The 18,397-nt window shown below is 54.2% G+C and carries 13 protein-coding genes and 1 tRNA gene; 4 read left to right on the forward strand and 10 right to left on the reverse strand.

What is annotated here, in order from left to right; all coding sequences use genetic code 11:
* Positions 1-22 precede the first annotated feature (22 nt).
* The 6 genes from V6575_RS09660 to V6575_RS09685 form a co-directional block, all read right to left on the reverse strand.
* On the reverse strand, positions 23-1,741 hold the full coding sequence (locus V6575_RS09660) for a hypothetical protein (protein WP_340274095.1): 1,719 nt from the start codon (positions 1,739-1,741) through the stop codon (positions 23-25).
* 109 nt (positions 1,742-1,850) lie between these two features.
* Complete coding sequence (locus V6575_RS09665) at positions 1,851-2,414, reverse strand: DUF2155 domain-containing protein (protein ID WP_340274096.1); 564 nt, start codon at positions 2,412-2,414, stop codon at positions 1,851-1,853.
* Between the two features lie 111 nt (positions 2,415-2,525).
* Positions 2,526-5,456, reverse strand: coding sequence for a valine--tRNA ligase (locus tag V6575_RS09670; RefSeq protein ID WP_340274097.1), 2,931 nt, complete (start codon positions 5,454-5,456; stop codon positions 2,526-2,528).
* 167 nt (positions 5,457-5,623) lie between these two features.
* A complete protein-coding gene (locus tag V6575_RS09675; RefSeq protein WP_340274098.1) occupies positions 5,624-6,418 on the reverse strand; it encodes a DUF2497 domain-containing protein in 795 nt (264 codons plus the stop codon).
* Between the two features lie 255 nt (positions 6,419-6,673).
* Complete coding sequence (locus tag V6575_RS09680; protein ID WP_340274099.1) at positions 6,674-8,029, reverse strand: TolC family outer membrane protein; 1,356 nt, start codon at positions 8,027-8,029, stop codon at positions 6,674-6,676.
* Between the two features lie 244 nt (positions 8,030-8,273).
* Positions 8,274-8,936: a protein-L-isoaspartate O-methyltransferase family protein gene (locus V6575_RS09685; RefSeq protein WP_340274361.1), complete on the reverse strand. Its 663-nt coding sequence runs from the start codon at positions 8,934-8,936 to the stop codon at positions 8,274-8,276.
* A 265-nt stretch (positions 8,937-9,201) separates the two neighbouring features.
* Here V6575_RS09685 and V6575_RS09690 point away from each other — a divergent pair.
* The 4 genes from V6575_RS09690 to V6575_RS09705 all read left to right on the forward strand — a co-directional run bounded on the left by V6575_RS09690 (position 9,202) and on the right by V6575_RS09705 (position 12,145).
* Positions 9,202-9,275: transfer RNA gene (locus tag V6575_RS09690), tRNA-Cys, on the forward strand.
* A 178-nt stretch (positions 9,276-9,453) separates the two neighbouring features.
* A complete protein-coding gene (gene cobD, locus V6575_RS09695) occupies positions 9,454-10,515 on the forward strand; it encodes a threonine-phosphate decarboxylase CobD (protein ID WP_340274100.1) in 1,062 nt (353 codons plus the stop codon).
* Complete coding sequence (gene cbiB / locus V6575_RS09700; RefSeq protein ID WP_340274101.1) at positions 10,516-11,487, forward strand: adenosylcobinamide-phosphate synthase CbiB; 972 nt, start codon at positions 10,516-10,518, stop codon at positions 11,485-11,487.
* Positions 11,488-11,527: 40 nt separating this feature from the next.
* Positions 11,528-12,145, forward strand: a complete 618-nt coding sequence (locus V6575_RS09705) for a DUF938 domain-containing protein (protein ID WP_340274102.1) — start codon at positions 11,528-11,530, stop codon at positions 12,143-12,145.
* Between the two features lie 31 nt (positions 12,146-12,176).
* On the opposite strand, the gene V6575_RS09710 is transcribed toward V6575_RS09705, so the two are convergent.
* The 4 genes from V6575_RS09710 to cobN form a co-directional block, all read right to left on the reverse strand.
* Entirely contained in the window at positions 12,177-13,640 is a 1,464-nt protein-coding gene (locus tag V6575_RS09710; RefSeq protein ID WP_340274103.1) for a cobyric acid synthase, read from the reverse strand.
* A complete protein-coding gene (locus V6575_RS09715; RefSeq protein WP_340274104.1) occupies positions 13,640-13,939 on the reverse strand; it encodes a YrhK family protein in 300 nt (99 codons plus the stop codon). The genes V6575_RS09710 and V6575_RS09715 overlap by 1 nt, the downstream gene beginning before the upstream one ends.
* Before the next feature lie 65 nt (positions 13,940-14,004).
* On the reverse strand, positions 14,005-14,637 hold the full coding sequence (cobO, locus tag V6575_RS09720; protein ID WP_340274105.1) for a cob(I)yrinic acid a,c-diamide adenosyltransferase: 633 nt from the start codon (positions 14,635-14,637) through the stop codon (positions 14,005-14,007).
* Positions 14,634-18,389, reverse strand: coding sequence for a cobaltochelatase subunit CobN (gene cobN / locus V6575_RS09725; protein WP_340274106.1), 3,756 nt, complete (start codon positions 18,387-18,389; stop codon positions 14,634-14,636). The genes cobO and cobN overlap by 4 nt, the downstream gene beginning before the upstream one ends.
* Between the last annotated feature and the right edge of the window lie 8 nt (positions 18,390-18,397).

The raw sequence follows: 18,397 nt of genomic DNA on the forward strand, positions 1-18,397 counted from the left end.
GAATTTACTAGTTCTTAAACTCTCAGACAAAATCGAGGATCGTTTCGACGACTGCCTTATTGACTTTTTGCTGATTGATTGGTGGATCAATCTCACTGTTCAAATTGAATGCAGGCGAATTCAACGGAATCGACAATGAATACCGGCTCTCGATTAAATCACCGTTCTCAAAGTAATTCACAGCCTGGAACACATAATTTCCTGAGGTTTTTCGATTTTCGTCAAGTTCGATCGCCTCTTTCTGCAAATCGTAGTTTATTCGGAATTCTGCGCTACGACCTGCCTCGGGTTCAATCTTCATTTTAAAGCGGGCTCCGCCAGTTCCTTTGTCTACCTTAACCGGAACATCTCCCAACGCCGCAAAAGATCGAAAATCTTCTGGCTGCCCCGCTCCGCCAGGATAAACTCCTGTGGTGCCGTCTTTCGCTCCCAGCCCACCAAGGAAAACCTTATCGCCCGCCAATCCAACCGGCGCTTCAACATCAAGAGTCGCCTCTCTGCGCAAAATCGTTACGGACCCCGCTGGGGCGCCATTGTTCTCAATCGTTATCTGGATACCATTCTTGCCGGTCAGATAGCCGAATTTCACCGTTACATTGGCGCCGGAGACCGGACTGGTGGGGAAGTCATTGGCAACATAGCTGGTTGCAGAGACCGGAACAGCGATGTTATTGCGCCTCTCATCAGTATGGGATTTTTCTGACTGGCTTGTTCGGGTTGTCGTCTTCGTATTGGAATAAGGAGACCCAATCTCAACCACATCCGCGACCCCCACCGAAGGGATGGAAATGGTGCGCGACGTTGACCGCTGATAAATCTCAATATTCCCGCCCTTGTCGCTCGACGCGGTTTCAAACGTGTTCGTAATATCAAGGCCGGTGGGGTTTTTCCTGTAGGGAATCAGGAAACGCAGTTTCTCAAGATTAGCGAACATGATTTTCATGTTATTCGTGACGTCAATCGACGTTACCAGGGTAAAATTGGCGATGTAACTGCGAGAATCTCCAACAAATGTAGCGTACCGGATGTTGGTGAGCACATCCCCCTTCGTCCCGGTTCCTGCTAAAGATATCCCGCTCTCATTCAAATCCTGGCTGATCACATAGTCGTTGCTGCGATTTTCATTGTAAGTCTCTACAGCGTTTCTAACGTTGAGCTTAATAGTGTCATAGGCGTCCGTAGCTCCAATATTGGCGAAGACGCCTTTTCCGGATGAAATCAAAAGTCCCTTTTCCTCCTTCGCCTTGTTTAGGTATTTCACCGCCAGAGCAATGATCCGAACTCCATAACGCTCATATTTCTTGGTGTCATTGACCTTCCGCACCGTACTGAAATAGGTGGTCAATTCTAGAATTGCCTCAATATCAAAGAGATCAAGAGTTTGGTCACTTACGGTAACATCCGAGTTTTTTGTCTCGGCGCCAATTGCGTAATTCTCGCCGCGGCTAGAGGTTGTCTCAATAGTACGCAAAGGGAAAAGATTGGCCGGATCCTTATCCGACTTAAAGCCAAATTTGAGTTCCTTGAGGACCGTAATGAATTCATTTGGAAGCATTTTTTCAGGCGTTGGAACATCCCGCAATGCAGCCATACTTTTCAACTGAACCAAATCAGCGGAAAGTTCAGCCGTGGCCAACAGCCGACTCTTCAGTGAGTCTCGAATCTCAATATAGTCATTGTTGATCCCCTGGCCAGGTTCCGTGGGGAGCGGCGTCTCAAGGCGCTTATAATTGACAATCATGGTTCATCCCTCGGCAACAAAGTGTGTCTGCCGGATAGGACGCACGAAAAGTAGAACTGTGATGTAAAAATCACCAACCAAGTATATGGCTGTCTTGGGACGGTTATGACTAAAACGGCTTGCTGCGAGGAACCAAAGCGCTGCTAGAAGAGCCATCATCAGGTCCGGCCAACGGGTCTTGGCCATCGCCAACGTATTCCTGCACTGGAGGCCCTTCATAATCATCTGGCGGAGCCACGGAAGACGACATCCGGCAATCTGTCAGCCAGACATCATAGACCGCATGTTCAACCGCATGCAGGCCCGGGCTGGCCGCATACATCCAGCCGGAGAAAATCCGGCGCACTTCATTATTCAGCGTGATTTCGTCAACCTGAACAAAGGAGGTTGTCAGCGGGCTTTCTGTTGCCGGGCGCGTATGACAGACACGCGGCGTGACTTGCAGCGCGCCAAATTGCACGGTCTCGCCGATATAAACGTCAAAGGAAATGATCCGGCCCGTGATCTTGTCCAGGCCAGAGAAAACAGCGACCGGATTTTCGATCTTTTCGGCGAATGCAGGACGTCCATCACCCAAAATGGACACGGCAAAAATCAGGCTGCCAAATGCACACAGACCCGCAGTTGAAATCCGCATATGCCGTGCTGCCAAGCTCTTGAGGGTCTGCCGCATTTTGTCCTGTCTACCTAGCCCGATCACATTCAATGAAGAGTACCTAGCATCGGAATAAGGCCCGGAAAAGACAAGGGTCTTTTCCGGGCCTTATCGTATTTGAATTAAAGATCAACCGATCTCTGCAAGGCGGCCAAGGGCAACCTGAATTTTCTCCAGCTTGCCTTTTGCCTCTGTAACCTTTTCCCGCTCGCCTGCAACCACCTCATCGGGGGCCTTTTCAACAAACTTCGGATTGGTGAGCTTTTTCTCAATCTTGGTAATTTCAGCCTGAAGCTTGCCGGCGTCTTTTTCCAAACGGGCCTTTTCAGCACCATGATCGATGACACCAGCCAACGGCAGACAAACCGTTGCTTCGCCAACGATGATCTGGGCCGAGCCGGACGGTGCAGCCTCAGCGATTGTGATGTTTTCCGCCCGTGCCAGACGCAGAACCGCCGACTCATGGGTGGAGATGCGGGCCTTGGTCGTGTCATTTGCACCGCAAATCACAAGCTGCACCTTCGCACCGGCTGGAATATTCATTTCCGCACGAACCGACCGGATTTCGGAAATCAGACCAACCAGCCAGTTGATTTCGTCCGCAGCAGCGTTGTCAGACACCTTAGGCGCAGGCCATTGGCTGAGCATCAACAAAGTGTCAGCCTTTGTCCCCTCGTCTCCAAGGCGGTCCCACAACTCTTCAGTGAGGAAAGGCATGAAGGGATGCAGAACCTTCAGGATCTCGTCGAGAGCCCAGGCAGCGGTCGCACGTGTCTCTGCCTTGGCCGCTTCGTCATCCCCGATAAAGATTGGCTTGGCCAGTTCCAGGTACCAGTCACAGAAGCTGTTCCAGACAAAGCGATAGACTGCACCAGAGGCATCGTTGAACCGGAGTTCATCCAGAGCGGTGGTTACCTCGGTGATGCAACGCCCTGTCTCGGTCGCAATCCAGCGGTTCAAAGTATGCCGGGTTGTTGCCGGATCGAAGCCTGCGACACGCGCACAGCCGTTCATCTCTGCAAAGCGTGCTGCATTCCACAACTTGGTTGCAAAGCGCTGCCCGCCGTCAGCTGCCTGATCGGACATACGAAGTGTCCGGCGTCCCTGAACTTCCTGACTCACCAGTGCAAAGCGGGTGGCATCGGCACCGTATTCGCTGATCAACACCAGCGGGTCGAGAACGTTGCCGAGCGACTTCGACATCTTCTTCCCGTTCTTATCGACCACAATCGAGTTGATGTAGACGGTGTGGAACGGCACTTCATCCATGAAGTGAATGCCCTGCATCATCATCCGGGCAACCCAGAAGAAGATGATGTCGAATCCGGTGATCAGAACATCGGTCTTGTAGTAACGCTCCAGTTCAGGCGTCTGGCTCGGCCAGCCCATGGTCGAAAACGGCCACAATGCTGAAGAGAACCAGGTGTCGAGAACGTCCTCATCGCGTGTCAGCGCTTTGCCACCAGCCAACTCAACCGCAGCTTCTTCGGTCAGAGCGCAGTACTCATTGCCCTCTTCGTCATACCAGACTGGGATCTGGTGCCCCCACCAGAGCTGGCGTGAAATACACCAGGGCTGGATATCGTTCAGCCAGTTGTAATAGGTCTTGTCCCAATTGCCTGGAACGAATTTGGTCTCACCGTCCTGGACAGCCTTGAGCGCGGGTGCTGCAAGGGTCTTGGCGTCGACAAACCACTGATCCGTCAGCATCGGCTCAATGACGACCTTCGAGCGGTCACCGAAGGGCTGCATGATCTTCTTGGATTCTACCATTGGGAGCTCGGCCGGACCTTCTTCGTCTTCCCCGAGTTTGTAGATGACAGCCTTGCCTGCAATGGTCCATTCTGGAGCCTTGCCCTTCATCCAGGCAATCTCAGGATGGTCGTTAGGCACCATAACCGCCAGACCTTCGGCGGTGATCTGATCGATGACACGTTTACGTGCCTCAAAACGATCAAGTCCGCGCAGGTCCTCTGGAACGATATTGATGAGATCGACCTCATTGATGGTCATCTCGGTGCCGTCAATGATTGCCTGTGCTTTCGCAGCTTCTTCGTCATAAGGCGCGCCGTCTGCACGCATGGCACCCTGGGTGTCCATCAGGCGATACATCGGGATCCTGTTCCGTTGCGCGACGCCATTATCGTTGAAGTCATGCGCACCAGTGATCTTGACCGCGCCGGAGCCGAACTCCGGATCCGGATATAGATCCGTAATAATCGGGATCAATCGACGGTGTTCTTTCGGGCCGACCGGGATCTCACACAGCTTGCCAACGATGGAAGCATAACGCTCATCGGACGGATGAACCGCAACCGCGCCATCACCTAGCATTGTTTCCGGCCGCGTCGTTGCTATGGATATGTAATCACGTGTCTCGCGAAGGGTGACGTTCCCCTCCTCGTCCTTTTCGAGATATTCATAGGTCTCGCCGCCGGCCAGCGGATACTTGAAGTGCCACATGTGGCCATCGGTTTCGATGTTCTCGACTTCAAGATCAGAGATTGCGGTCTCGAACTTCGGATCCCAGTTCACCAGCCGCTTGGACTTGTAGATCAGCCCTTCATTGTAAAGATCGACAAAGACCTTCCTCACAGCCGCCGACAAATTATCCGACATGGTGAACTCGGTCCGGCTCCAGTCACAGGACGCCCCAAGACGCTTCAACTGGCCAAGGATGGTGCCTTCTGATTTATGTTTTTGCTCCCAGACCCGCTCAACAAAGGCTTCACGTCCCATCTGCCGCCGGCCTGGCTGCTGTGTCTCCATCAGCTCACGCTCAACAACCATCTGGGTAGCGATCCCCGCATGGTCGGTTCCCGGCTGCCAGAGAACATCAAATCCCTGCATCCGCTTCCAGCGAACCAGAATATCCTGCAGAGTGTTGTTGAGGGCATGCCCCATATGCAAGGAACCGGTCACATTGGGCGGCGGAATGACGATGGAATAGGTTTCAGCGCCCTCTTTGGCACCCGCGCCGGCCTTAAATGCACCAGCCTGTTCCCAGGTCTCATAAATCCGCGGTTCAACGCTGGCCGCATCGTAATTCTTGTCAAGCATAAGGAGGTCTCAAGCGTATGATTTTATGTTGATCCGTGTAAATCGGATGCGATGGCCCAAGTCAACCTTGGAGGGCCATGGAATGCCGGAAATGAGCCATGCGCTGCTACAATATCAAAAGCGCCACTCTTCCAAGCGGCGCTTCGCAACAGGCAGGAATAGAGCGACTATCGTCCTCGGGTGACGCGCTGGATTTCTTTTTGGATCATTTGCTCGACCATTCCAGGAAGGTTCTGATCAAGCCAGGCTTTCAGCATTGGCCGCAACATTTCGCGCACCAGCTCTTCTACGGTCTGGGCTTTTGCACCAACAAACAAGTTAGCAAGATTATCGAAGGCAGCGTGAACAACCTCACCGGTCATGTCGGACGTCAACGGCGCATCCGACTTCACCTCTGGCAAATCGGTGTCAGGCACCGGAGTCGTGGAAACCGTGGATTTCGGAGGAGGTGGTGGTGCCGCGGCTTCCATCAAAGCCGCCATATCCAGCGGTTTGGGAGCGCTTTCCTCTAGAAAACCAATATCGCCATCGCCTGCCTCGAGATCATCCGGCATACCGCCGACCAAATCCATAGGCTCTTCCGCAACAGAAATATCATCTTCCGACAATTCCATTGCTTCGTCTAGCTCAAGAACGCCATCCGCTCCGTCGTCTTCGGCTGCAGCTTCTGCCATGGCCATCGCCATCTCGTCATCAGCTTCTTCCTCGACTTCCAACTCGGCGACATCATCATCGGAGTCGTCCATGTCGAAAAGCTTGTCCAGATCGTCCTGGTTCATTTCAGACACGTCACTCATATCCTCAGCTGCCTCGGCTTCACTTGGGTTATCTGCAGACGCTGTATCACCGACTTCACCAACATCGCCATCACTACCCTGGGTGTCTTCATCTGATATAATCCGGCGTATCGATGCAAGGATTTCCTCCATCGATGGCTCTTCCGCCTGACTCGCCTGCGCCATGACATCCCCCGGTACTGATAGGCTACGCTGCCGAATCGCTAGCCGCAAAACTGAACGATTCATTAACCGAAACTATAAAGGTGCCGATAGGCAAGCGAAAAGCGAAGCGGCCAAATGACTTCGCCTTATCCCCCGTAAGCTGACTTTAGCCGTAAAAAGGCGCAAACAATGAAACGCTGCCGGAATTTCTTCCGGCAGCGTGAACGGTTCACTAAATCATGTAAATTTTAGCAGGCTTAGTCGCACCGATAGCGATTACCGTCCATCAGGGGTGCGCAAACCAAACCACTTATCGCGTACAGCCTTGTAATGCTTTTTCGGCTGATAATGGGCAACTGACAGGTTCAACGTATTGGCATCAAGCTTGCCGATCGAAGACACCAACTGATATCCGCCGACAATCCTGTTGCGCTGAGCTGTTACCAAATTCACCTGCTGGTTGACCAGTTCGCGCTGCGCATCCAAGACATCCAGCGTCGTACGCTGTCCGACACGCTGCTCTTCGATAACACCTTCAAGAGCCAGTTTTTGTGCTTCAACGGCTGCAATCGCAGCACTAATAGACGCTTCAGCGGCCTGATAGACACCCCATGCAGAAATGACATTTGCCCGAACCTGATCGCGTGTCACATCAAGCTGCAATTTTGTCTGCCCAAGAGACTCTTTTGCCTGGCGAACCCGAGAGCTGACAGAACCAGCCTGATAAATCGGAATGCTTACACGCCCAACAAGAGACGCTGAATTCTGCTGACCAATTGTAGTCGATGGATTCCAGCTTCTTCCAACATCACCATTTACTGTAACCGTAGGAAGCAACTCACCCTCAATCGCCTTGGTGCTAAAGATAGCCGCATCAACCAAGTGCTGAGCCTGACGAATGAGCGGCTGTGCATCTTCACTCACACGCAAAGATGCATCAATTGACTTAGGGACAAGAACACTAATCGTCGTGTCTGGACTGAGATTTTTCGCCTCAATACCTACGTTTTGTCGGTAGACAGCACGGCTGGTGTTAAGATTCGCCAAGGCCGTATTCAGGTTGGCTTTGGCTTCAGCTTCTCGCGCTTCTGCCTGCGACACATCCGTCCGGGTGCCCTCACCGACTTCAAAACGATCTTTCGCGGCGCGAACCTGCTCGGCCAAGAATTTCAAATCACTGCGCTGCAAAGAAACAAGCGCCGTATTCTGGATAACATCCACATAGGATTGAGCTGCCGAAAGCAACACATCCTGTTCGGTCGAATTAAGGGATTCTCGCTGCGCCCGCACGATGGCTTCGGCCTGACGAGTGGAATTCACTGTCCGAAAGCCTCTGAATACAGCCTGACTAATCCCAAGTGAAATCGAAGCATTGTTACGATACGTATCAAAATTGCCGCTGCTGGTGGAATAGGAACCCACATCAGCACTCGCTGAAACAGTCGGACGCCACCCCGCGAGCGCCTGAGGGACATTTTCATCGACCCCACGCAGCTCAGCCCGTGCCGCATTCAGCGTAGGATTATTGGAATAGGCAAGCGCCAAAGCTTCCTTAATGGTTTCAGCTTCCGAAGAAGTCACTGCGCCCATCATAAAAACCGTTAATAGCGCAGATCTCATCTTAATACGCATAACCAACTGAAACTCCTTCACGACAACGGGCAAACTATCTTACAGCACAGGTAAACTTACCAGTGTTTTCACGCAACCCTCCTGCGCTCTTTCCGTCGAAAAAATCGAACTGAGGCAGACATGCAACAAACGGCCGTCATTGTCGCAACTTTTAATTGAACAAAAACACAAACCAACTCAACAGTTCAACTCCAGCTTATCGACCAGGTGCAACCAATTGGATTAGCTTCAGTCGCCCTGACCGCTAAAACACAAACTGAGGAACTTTTTCAAAGCCAGGCAGCAGAGCAGTGGATGCATTAAAGCCGAACCGAGGCGCAATTACACCATCAGAATTCTGATAGACCCGCGCCGAAGCCGCACCGCCCTGTCCCTCAATCGCAACAAGACGACCAGCGCCCTTAAGTTGCGTAAGAAGCTTTTCAGGAACTTCTGCAGCAACTGCTCCGTCGACGACAATCACATCATAGGGGCCCTCTGATGCACAGCCATCTTTCAAAATGCCTTCAACAACAGCCGCATTTTCAATTCCGAGCTCGATCAGCATCTCGCTGGCACTGGCTGCAAGATCCGCATCCTCTTCCACTGCAACCACAGAAGCTGCAAGGCGAGACAGAACTGCTGCGCTGTATCCAGACCCTGCCCCCACAACGAGAACAACGTCAGCTTCGCGCACTTCAGCCAACTGAATAAGTTTGCCGAAAATATGCGGTTTGATCAAAAAGCGCGTCGCCGATGAATTCACCGGCAGCTCTTCATCGATATAGGCAACCGACTGCTTGGAGGCTGTGACAAACTTTTCGCGCGGCACCCATTCCATTGCATCCAGGATACGGTTATCCGTGACGTCATTGGTGCGCAGCTGGTTGTCCACCATTTTACGGCGGGACTGTACATAGTCAGTCATCATGACCCTCTTCCTCGGTAGCGACCTCTCACTCTCTGGTTCATTAGCGAGTGAGACAGCCACTGACAAGCGCTTGATTGCCCCATTCCCCTGTCATGACCCCATCAACAGCCTCTCTTACGCACATATATCATCCACACCCCTGTCATTTTCACGCAACAGAACCATTGAGCTTTCCGAAAGCCTCTGCTAATCACCTCGTCCATCGGTTGGCGCTTCACCACGCGTCGATTTGCAAAGCCTTCGTTTCACGAAGCAATAGGATGGCCTCTTGGCGGAGTGGTGACGCAGCGGATTGCAAATCCGTGTACGCCGGTTCGATTCCGGCAGAGGCCTCCATTTTCTCCCAGAATTTAAAACATGATTACTCAATTTGAGCCACGCTCAAATTTCATCAGAGCATCAAATTTGCGAGCCCCGCCAATCCGGGAAGCAGATAACCTGTACTCAGCCCCCATAAATCGCATAGAAGTCAGGCAATGATGAAGGCAAAGGCCGGATAGAGACAGGGCGATACATGATGCTGCATGGCGGCGATTTGGCGCAAGCCATCGAACAATTTGGCGGCACCACAAGCAGCTGGCTGGATCTGTCCACTGGCATCAACCCGCATGCCTATCCGATTCCAAACGGTCTAGCCGCCAACATCTGGCAAAACCTTCCCGGACAGGCTGCCCTCGATCACCTACTCGGCGCTGCGCGAAAAGCTTATGATTGCCCGGAGGCTCTATCTCTGGCTGCAGGTCCTGGCACACAAGTGCTGATTTCGCAGATCCCTTATGTGCTGCCTGAAGGCCCTGTCATCCTGTGCGGCCCAACCTATTCCAGTCACGCAGCCAGCTTTGCACGAGCTGGGCGCGCACCAGAAGAAGTCAGCACACCTCATGCTCTGCCGGAGCGGGCCAAAGTCGCAGTTATCGTCAATCCGAACAATCCAGATGGACGATTGATTGACCCGCAAAGCCTGCTTTTTATCGCAAGGGAATTTACGAACAGGGGCGGAGCCCTTGTCCTCGACGAGGCATTTGCAGATGTCATGCCCGGGGCGAGTCTCCTGCCCCATATCACTAACGAGAACGTCTTGATCTTGCGCTCATTCGGTAAATTCTTTGGTCTGGCAGGACTGCGCTTGGGCTTTATGGCAGCCGCGCCCCACATCGCCCGGAAAATGACAGAGCGCCTGGACAGCTGGGCCGTCAGCGGTCCTGCGCTTGAAATTGGCCGAATCGCTCTGAACGACGACAAGTGGCAGGCATCGATGGTTCGCCAGCTGGCCGATGAAGTCGCAGATCTGACGATTTGCCTGGGCGAAAATGGCCTTGGCGTCTTTGGTGGCACACCGCTTTACGCGCTGGCCTCCCACCAACAAGCTCATGCCCTGCATCAGGCTCTGGCCAAGCGACATATCTGGACACGCATCTTTGACTACGCCCCCACATGGATGCGCTTTGGCCTACCTGGCTCAAAAACGAAGCTGGACCGGTTGTCAGAAGCCCTTCAAGAGGCGCAAAGCGAACTGGCCAGCAGCGACATTCCAAATAAACCTGCTGGAAACCGCCAGCGGCGCAGGAAACGCTGAATGCTGCTCTATCCAGATGCGCTTGTCCTGCTGTTTCTAGCCATCCTTCTGGACGCACTTATCGGCGATCCGGACATTATTTGGCGGCGATTGCCTCATCCGGTTGTCTTCATCGGCGCAGCGATCAAAGCCTTGGAAAAACGCTTTAACTCTGAGAACTTCTCCCCCTACCAGCGCAAGGCAGGCGGCGTTCTGACTCTGGTTATACTGCTGATCTGCAGCCTAGCCCTTGGCGCTATGCTGCATTGGCTCGCCAAACTGATGCCTTTTGGTGAGATCCTGGTTGTGATTCCGGCCGCGATCCTGATCGCCCAGAAAAGCCTCTACCAACATGTTGCAGCGGTGCGAGATGGTCTGGTCAACGAGGGGCTGGACGGCGGCAGACAGGCCGTTGCCATGATTGTTGGCCGGGATCCGGACCGGCTTGATGAGGCGGGCATCTCCCGTGCAGCCATCGAATCTTGTGCAGAAAACTTCTCCGATGGCGTTGTCGCGCCTATTTTCTGGTTTGCCGTCCTCGGCCTGCCCGGCCTGATCGCCTACAAGGCCGTCAACACGGCAGACTCCATGATCGGCCACAAAACAGAACAATATGGTGACTTTGGTTGGGCCTCGGCGCGTTTTGACGATCTGATCAACCTGCCCGCCTCGCGCCTGTCAGGCTTGTTGTTCGTGTTATGCGCGCCCCTGATTGGCGGATCTCCGGCAAAGGCCATCAGCGCTGTTGTCACAGACGCCGACAGCCATCGCTCTCCCAATGCCGGCTGGCCGGAAGCCGCTATGGCGGGTGCCCTCGATCTGGCTCTTGCAGGACCGCGGATCTATCCCGGCTACACCGTCAACGACCCCTTCATGAACAGCACAGGGCGGACTTCTGCAAGCGCGTCAGACATCACGGCAGCGCTGAAAATACTTATTGGAGCTTGCGCCCTGCTCTCTTTGCTGGTTTTTCTATTGGCACTCGCCATATAGATTGTAAGTTTTACAGGCAAAAACTGATCAGGGACCAGACATGCTTCCGTTTTCCGCTGCCGCAGATAACAACAAACGACCCATTCTTGAAAAACTAAAAGACGCCTTTTCAGAGGCCAGCCGTATCCTCGAGATCGCCAGCGGAACAGGTCAACACGCCGTATTCTTCGCCGAAAAGCTGCCCCATCTTGATTGGCGCCCAAGCGACCTGGACGAGCACCTGCCTGCCATCGACCAACGAATCGTCGAAGCAGATAGCGAGCTCGGGAACCTCCTGTCTCCGATTGAACTGGATATCAGCGACCTGCCATGGCCTGTGTCTGCCAGCGATTATGAAGATGCCTATGACGGCATTTACACTGCCAATTCACTGCACATCATTTCATGGGAGCTGGTCGAGAACCTGTTTGAGGGCATTGGTGATGCACTGAAAGTGGGCGGCACTTTGTGCATCTATGGCCCCTTTAAATATGGCGGAGCATTCACAGCGACAAGCAATGAAACTTTCGACAAAGGCCTACGAGATCGCAATCCGGACAGCGGAATACGTGATTTCGAAGCTGTTGATGAGCTTGCCAAAAAAATCGGACTGACCCTGGTGGCAGATCATAAAATGCCTGCCAACAATCAGTTGCTGGTTTGGAAGCGAACGGAATAAGGCAAGATAAATGCCGGATCACAGTGGTTGTTTACCGATCCTGGGCAATATTCAAGAGCAGCTCCACATCCATGGAGGCTTCAAGATGGACAGCCAAATCGTCCAGAACAGCATCAATGCTCTGCTCATAGGCCAGATCAGACACAGCGCCAAATCCGGAAAGATAGGCTTTTCGAAACCGATCATCGGCGAAAAGCCCATGCAGATAGGTGCCTGACACCCTCCGATCTTCAGATTGCGCGCCGTCCGCATTGCCGCCAGAGAGCTGCATCATGGGACGCGCGTAATCTGGCCCAAATGTACGGCCAATGTGGATCTCGTAGCCGGAAACAGGCGCACCCGTCATCACATGGGTGCCCTGCGCCTCGACCAGTGATTTTTCCGGTGTCAGTTCTGTCGTCACATCCAGAAACCCCAGCCCCTCAACGGTCCCAGCAGCTCCCTCGATACCTTCAGGATCTGAAATGCTCTTGCCCAGCATTTGATAGCCGCCGCAAATTCCCAGAATATGCCCACCGCGACGATGATGAGCCTTCAAATCAATATCCCAGCCTTGTTGCCGGATGAAAGCCAGATCACCAACCGTCGATTTTGAACCGGGCAACAGCACAAGATCTGCATCTGCTGGCAGCGGCGAACCAGGCTGAACAAGTTCCAGCGTGACGCCATCCTCCAAGCGCAAAGGATCAAGATCATCGAAATTGGCGATTCGGGAAATCACCGGAACCACGATCTTGATCTCCCCGCGCCCCGTCCCATCGGTTAGCCCCAGAGCATCCTCAGCCGGAAGCTTCGAGGCATCGGAAAACCACGGAACAACACCCAAATTGGCCCAGCCAGTCCGTGCCGAAATCTGACGCATACCTTCATCAAAGAGGCTTGTATCGCCCCGAAACCGATTGACGAAAAAACCCTTGATCCGGTCCTGCTCGTCTTTTTCCAACACCGCATGGGTGCCGACAAGCGACGCAATGACGCCGCCGCGATCAATGTCACCACATAGGATCACGGGCAGATCGGCAGCTTCAGCAAAGCCCATGTTGGCAATGTCCCCAGCACGAAGATTAATCTCGGCCGGGCTGCCAGCCCCCTCGACGATGACCAGGTCCATGCCGGATTCAATTTCTGCGAAACTGTCCAGAACCTTCGGAAGCAATTGATTCTTTTGCCGACCATACTCACGCGCTTTCATCGTGCCAAAGCGCTGTCCCTGAACAATCACCTGCGCGCCGGTGTCTGTCTCAGGCTTCAAGAGCACAGGATTCATGTGAACGCTCAACGGCACCCGGCAGCCCATCGCCTGCAGCGCCTGAGCCCGACCGATTTCACCGCCATCGGACGTCACAGCAGCGTTGTTCGACATGTTCTGCGGCTTGAACGGCTTGACCTTCAAACCCCGGTTGGCGAACAGTCGGCACAATCCCGCAACAATCAGGCTCTTGCCGACATTTGAACCGGTGCCTTGAACCATAAGAGCTGGGGTGCGCCGGGCCATTAAAGTGTTTCAACCACCTCTTCAGACCCATAAGGCCTGAATTCCCTAGGCACGGGCAACCGTGCCAAATGCAATTCCAACATCAACCGAATCGACGGCCTGACGGCAAACAGCACCGACCCGATCAAAAACATCCAGGTACCCGCATAGATCAGGCTCTCATAGAAGAAAAACACACTGCCAATGATGAAGGTCACCGCTGCGAGAAATTCAACGACCGTTCGGCCAAGTTCATAGCGGCGTACAGCTTCCGCATGATGTGCAGAAGCTGTACGCAGGCTGTCATCAAACAATTTCATAATTCCTCCAGTAGACCAGGTCATCGACCTGAACAACAACCTTAGTTCCAGACACCGGTCGCGCCTTAAAACTCAATGCCTTCTTGCGGCTTTACGCCAGAGCGGAAAGGATGCTTGATCTGGGTCATATCAGTGACAAGATCCGCAATGTCGATCAGCTCGTCCTTGGCATTACGACCGGTTATGACGACATGCACGCCTTCCGGCTTTTCATCGCGCAGGAATTCGACCACTTCAGAGATTGGCAGATAATCATATCGCAGGACAATGTTCAGCTCATCGCACAGGATCAGGCGATAGTCGCCGCTGGTGATCATTTCCTTTGCCGCATCCCAAGCCTGGCGTGCTGCATCGATATCCCGCTGGCGGTCCTGGGTTTCCCAGGTGAAGCCCTCGCCCATGCGCTTGATGGTGACCAGATCGGAGAACCTCTCCAGTGCCATGCGCTCACCAGTTTCGATCCGCCCCTTGACGAATTGCACCACACCAACCTTGTGCCCATGCCCCAAAGACCGGAAAACCATGCCGAACCCGGCCGTTGATTTACCCTTGCCCTTGCCGGTGTGGACAATCAGCAGGCCTTTTTCGATGGTCTTGGTCGCCATGATCTTGTCGCGAGCAGCTTTTTTCTTGCGCATTTTATCCGCATGGCGCGCGTTGAGTTCTTCTTCACTCAGCTCTTGTGTCTTGTCGCTCATGACATTCTCCCGTCGGTCGTGGCTTGGAGCTCGGTAATGCGAGCATGTGTGCTGTTCTTGCGCGGTGTCCATAGGCCGCGCCGAAGCGCATCTGAAAATCGGTCGAGGATCTCTCCATAGGCCGCTGGGTTGGCCTCAATCAGAAACTCACGAACCTCATCCACCTCGATATAGGCCTCAAACAATTGATCGAAATGATGATCTCCAACCGCATGAGTCGTAGCTGAGAACGCAAAGAGATAATCAAGCGTCGCAGCAATCTCGAAGGCGCCCTTGTAACCATGGCGCATGGCACCCTCGATCCACTTGGGATTCGCGGCGCGGCCCCGCACCACTCGGCCAATTTCTTCCGACAATGACCTTACAACAGGTCGCTCCGGCCTGGAGTGATCATTGTGATAAATCTTTGGCGCGGCCCCTTTCAGGACCTCGACAGTTGCTGCCAATCCACCTTCAAACTGATAATAATCATCGCTATCAAGCAGATCATGCTCCCGGTTGTCCTGATTGTGCAACACCGCATCGACGCCGGATAGCCGGGTTTCCAATTCACTGCGCGCAGCCGTTCCGGACGCACCGCCTCCATAGGCATAGCCGCCCCATTCCAGAAATGCCTCGGCGAAATCGCCGCGTTCATCCCAGATACCTTCATCAATCAACGCTTGAAGTCCTGCGCCATAGGCTCCTGGCTTGGAGCCAAAAACACGGAACCCGGCACGCAGAAGTGACTCACCGGCATCAAACCCTTGCTGTTCGAAGTTGAATCGATCCTTGAGCACTTTGGCAGCAATCGGATTAGCCTCTACAGGCTCTTCCAAAGCGGCAACTGCCCGCACTGCGCTGTCGAAAAGGTCAACTTGATGCGGAAAGGCATCACGGAAGAAACCCGAGATCCGAAGCGTCACATCAATGCGCGGACGTTGTAGCTCAGCCAGCGACAGAACATCAAACCCGGTCACCCGGCCAGAGCCCTTTTCCCAGACGGGCCGAACACCGATAAGGGCCAACGCCTGAGCAATATCATCGCCGCCCGTGCGCATGTTCGCGGTACCCCAACAGGTCAGCACCAGTGAGGTCGGCCATTCACCTTCCTCCTGGAAATAACGCTCGGCAACCAGAGCCGCAGATTGTTGGCCTAGTCGCCAGGCTGTTTCTGTCGGCACAGCGCGCACATCGACCGAATAGAAATTACGACCCGTCGGCAGCACATCCGGACGACCTCGCGTCGGCGCGCCAGAGGGACCGGGCGCAACAAAGCCACCTGATAGCGCCGTCAATACAGCCCTGGTTTCAGCCAGCCCAGATCCGGCGACAGCAGGACGGAGGTTTGCTGCGATATCGGCCAGCACCGCATGCGTGCCAACCCAATCCGGCTCAGCGGCAAGCTCACCAGCGACCAATTTCTGCGCCAACAACTCGATTCGCTCGACCGTATCCCCATTGGACCGCCAAGGATCATCGCAAAGTGATGCGAGCACCTCCGGCTTTTCCCCCGTCCAGCGCGCCGAGAAGTCACAATCCAACGGATCAAAACCAGCAAATTTCAGGTCATCCGCAATCGCCCACTGCAGGCTTTGTTGAGTCGTTTCCTTGCCGCGCGGGACACGGACCAGCGCAACCAGGAGATCGGTTAGGAGGTTGCCCATCGGGCTTTCACCCAATATGTGCAAGCCATCCCGGATCTGCAATTCTTTCAAGTCGCACAGATGGGCGTCAAGGCGAGCAAGCCGAGTGGCTTCGTCCATCTCATCCGAGATGCCGATATCCTTGTCGAGCCCATTGCGGACGGCGACATCAAGGATATCGCTTGTCAGTGCCTTGAGCCTGCGCGGATCAACACCGCTGGCAAGATAATATTCATCAAGGAGAATTTCGAGTTCGCCCGCCACCCCATGGCTTTCGGCCCGGGTCAAAGGCGGTGTCAAATGATCGACAATCACCGCAGACGTTCGTCGCTTGGCCTGTGCCCCCTCACCCGGATCATTGACAATGAACGGATAGATGTTCGGCACTGGCCCAAGCACGGCTTCAGGATAACAGCCTTCAGACAGCGCCAACGCCTTGCCCGGCAGCCATTCCAGATTGCCATGCTTGCCAAGATGCACGACCGCATGAACGCCAAACACCTGCCGCAGCCAGATGTAGAATGCGAAATAGTGATGTGGCGGAACCAGATCCGGGTCGTGATAGGTTTCCTTGGGATCAATGTTGTAGCCGCGTGCAGGCTGAATACCGACCATCTGATTACCGAACCGATGCAGCGCCAGACGAAAGCCGCCATCCAGTACATGCGGATCGTCTTCCGGCCGGCCCCAACGTTCCATGACGCCGCGACGGACACTCTCTGGCAAATCTGCAAAGGCCGCCCTGTAGGCAGCAAGCGGCAGGGTCTCAAAGTGTTGTCGTTGCTCTCGCCCGCCCAGCGCATTGGTCACACCTTGCGTGAGGATATCCATCAAGGCCCTTGACGACTCTGGGGCACCCTCAGCATCAAAGCCCTCTGCCTTCATGGCTTGAAGCAGCCCAGCGCAAGACGCAGGCGTATCCAGCCCGACCCCATTTGCAAGCCTGCCATCCTTGTTTGGGTAATTCGCAAGGATCAGAGCCGTTTTCTTGTGTTGTACCGGCACATGCGACAGCCGCGCCCAATTGGCAGCAAGTTGAGCCACGAAAGACACACGGTCCGGCACCGGAACAAAACGTACAGGCGTGGACTGAGTGGCCTCCTCAAAGCGGTCTTCTTCCTTGAAGGAGATCGCCCGCGTCAACAGGCGTCCATCCACCTCCGGCAAAACCACATGCATGGCAAGATCGCGGATCGACAGCCCTTGATCGCTGTCTTCCCAGCCTTCCTTGGAGGACGACGAAAACACCACTTGCAGCACAGGCTTCCCGGGCGCATCAAGCGGTGTCGTCTGATGGGCAACGCCTACCTTGGAAACGGCGAAGGCGGTCGCATTCAGAACCACATCAGGCGAAGCTGCCTCAAACAGGCTTGCCAGAATGTCAGCGGATTCGGCTTCCTTCAGCGAAGACAAAAACACAGGCAGCGCATTAACGCCTGATCTGTCCAAAGCCTCGATCAACGCATCAACAGGCGCAGTCTGGGCCCCTTGCACCAGAGCACGATAAAACGTGATGGCAGCAACTGGTCTTGATTGATCGGCCCATGTTGCTTTCAGCGTATCAACACTTGGCGCTGTGTGACCTGGAAGATAGATTCCCGCGCGCGGAAGTGGGACCGGATGGGCAGGCTCTTCGGCTCTCCCAACCAAGTGAGCAAGAAAAAGCAGACCATTTGCATAATTGCCCGGCCCGCCCTCAACACAATAGCGCCAGAACCGGCGCACTGTTTCCAACGGCACCGTAGACCTTGAGGCCAGCGCCTCATCCCATTTGTCATCACCTGGAATGAGAACCAATTGGACATCGAACGCCCTTGCCTCTTCCTCCAGCCGCTCAACCCCATAGCGCCAGTATTCCACCCCCCCGAGAAGACGCGCAGCAACAATCTTCGAGCCGCGCACCGTCTGCTCTGCGTAAAGGTCGACCGAGTAAGGGTGAGACAACGCCATGATACTGGCAAGGCGCAGGCTGCAGCTCTGCGCACCAAGCCCATTATGAGCGCTGGAGAAAGACCCCAGTTCCGTGTCAGCCGCCGACAGGAAAACGATATCAGCGGGCGCCTGACCCAGATCAACCGCATCCCCGCCGTCATCGATCCGCCGTGCCTGACTCGCAAGTATGTGCATCCGCTACC

Source organism: Roseibium algae (genome assembly GCF_037783265.1).
In the GTDB taxonomy this organism is placed as follows: Bacteria; Pseudomonadota; Alphaproteobacteria; order Rhizobiales; family Stappiaceae; genus Roseibium; species Roseibium algae.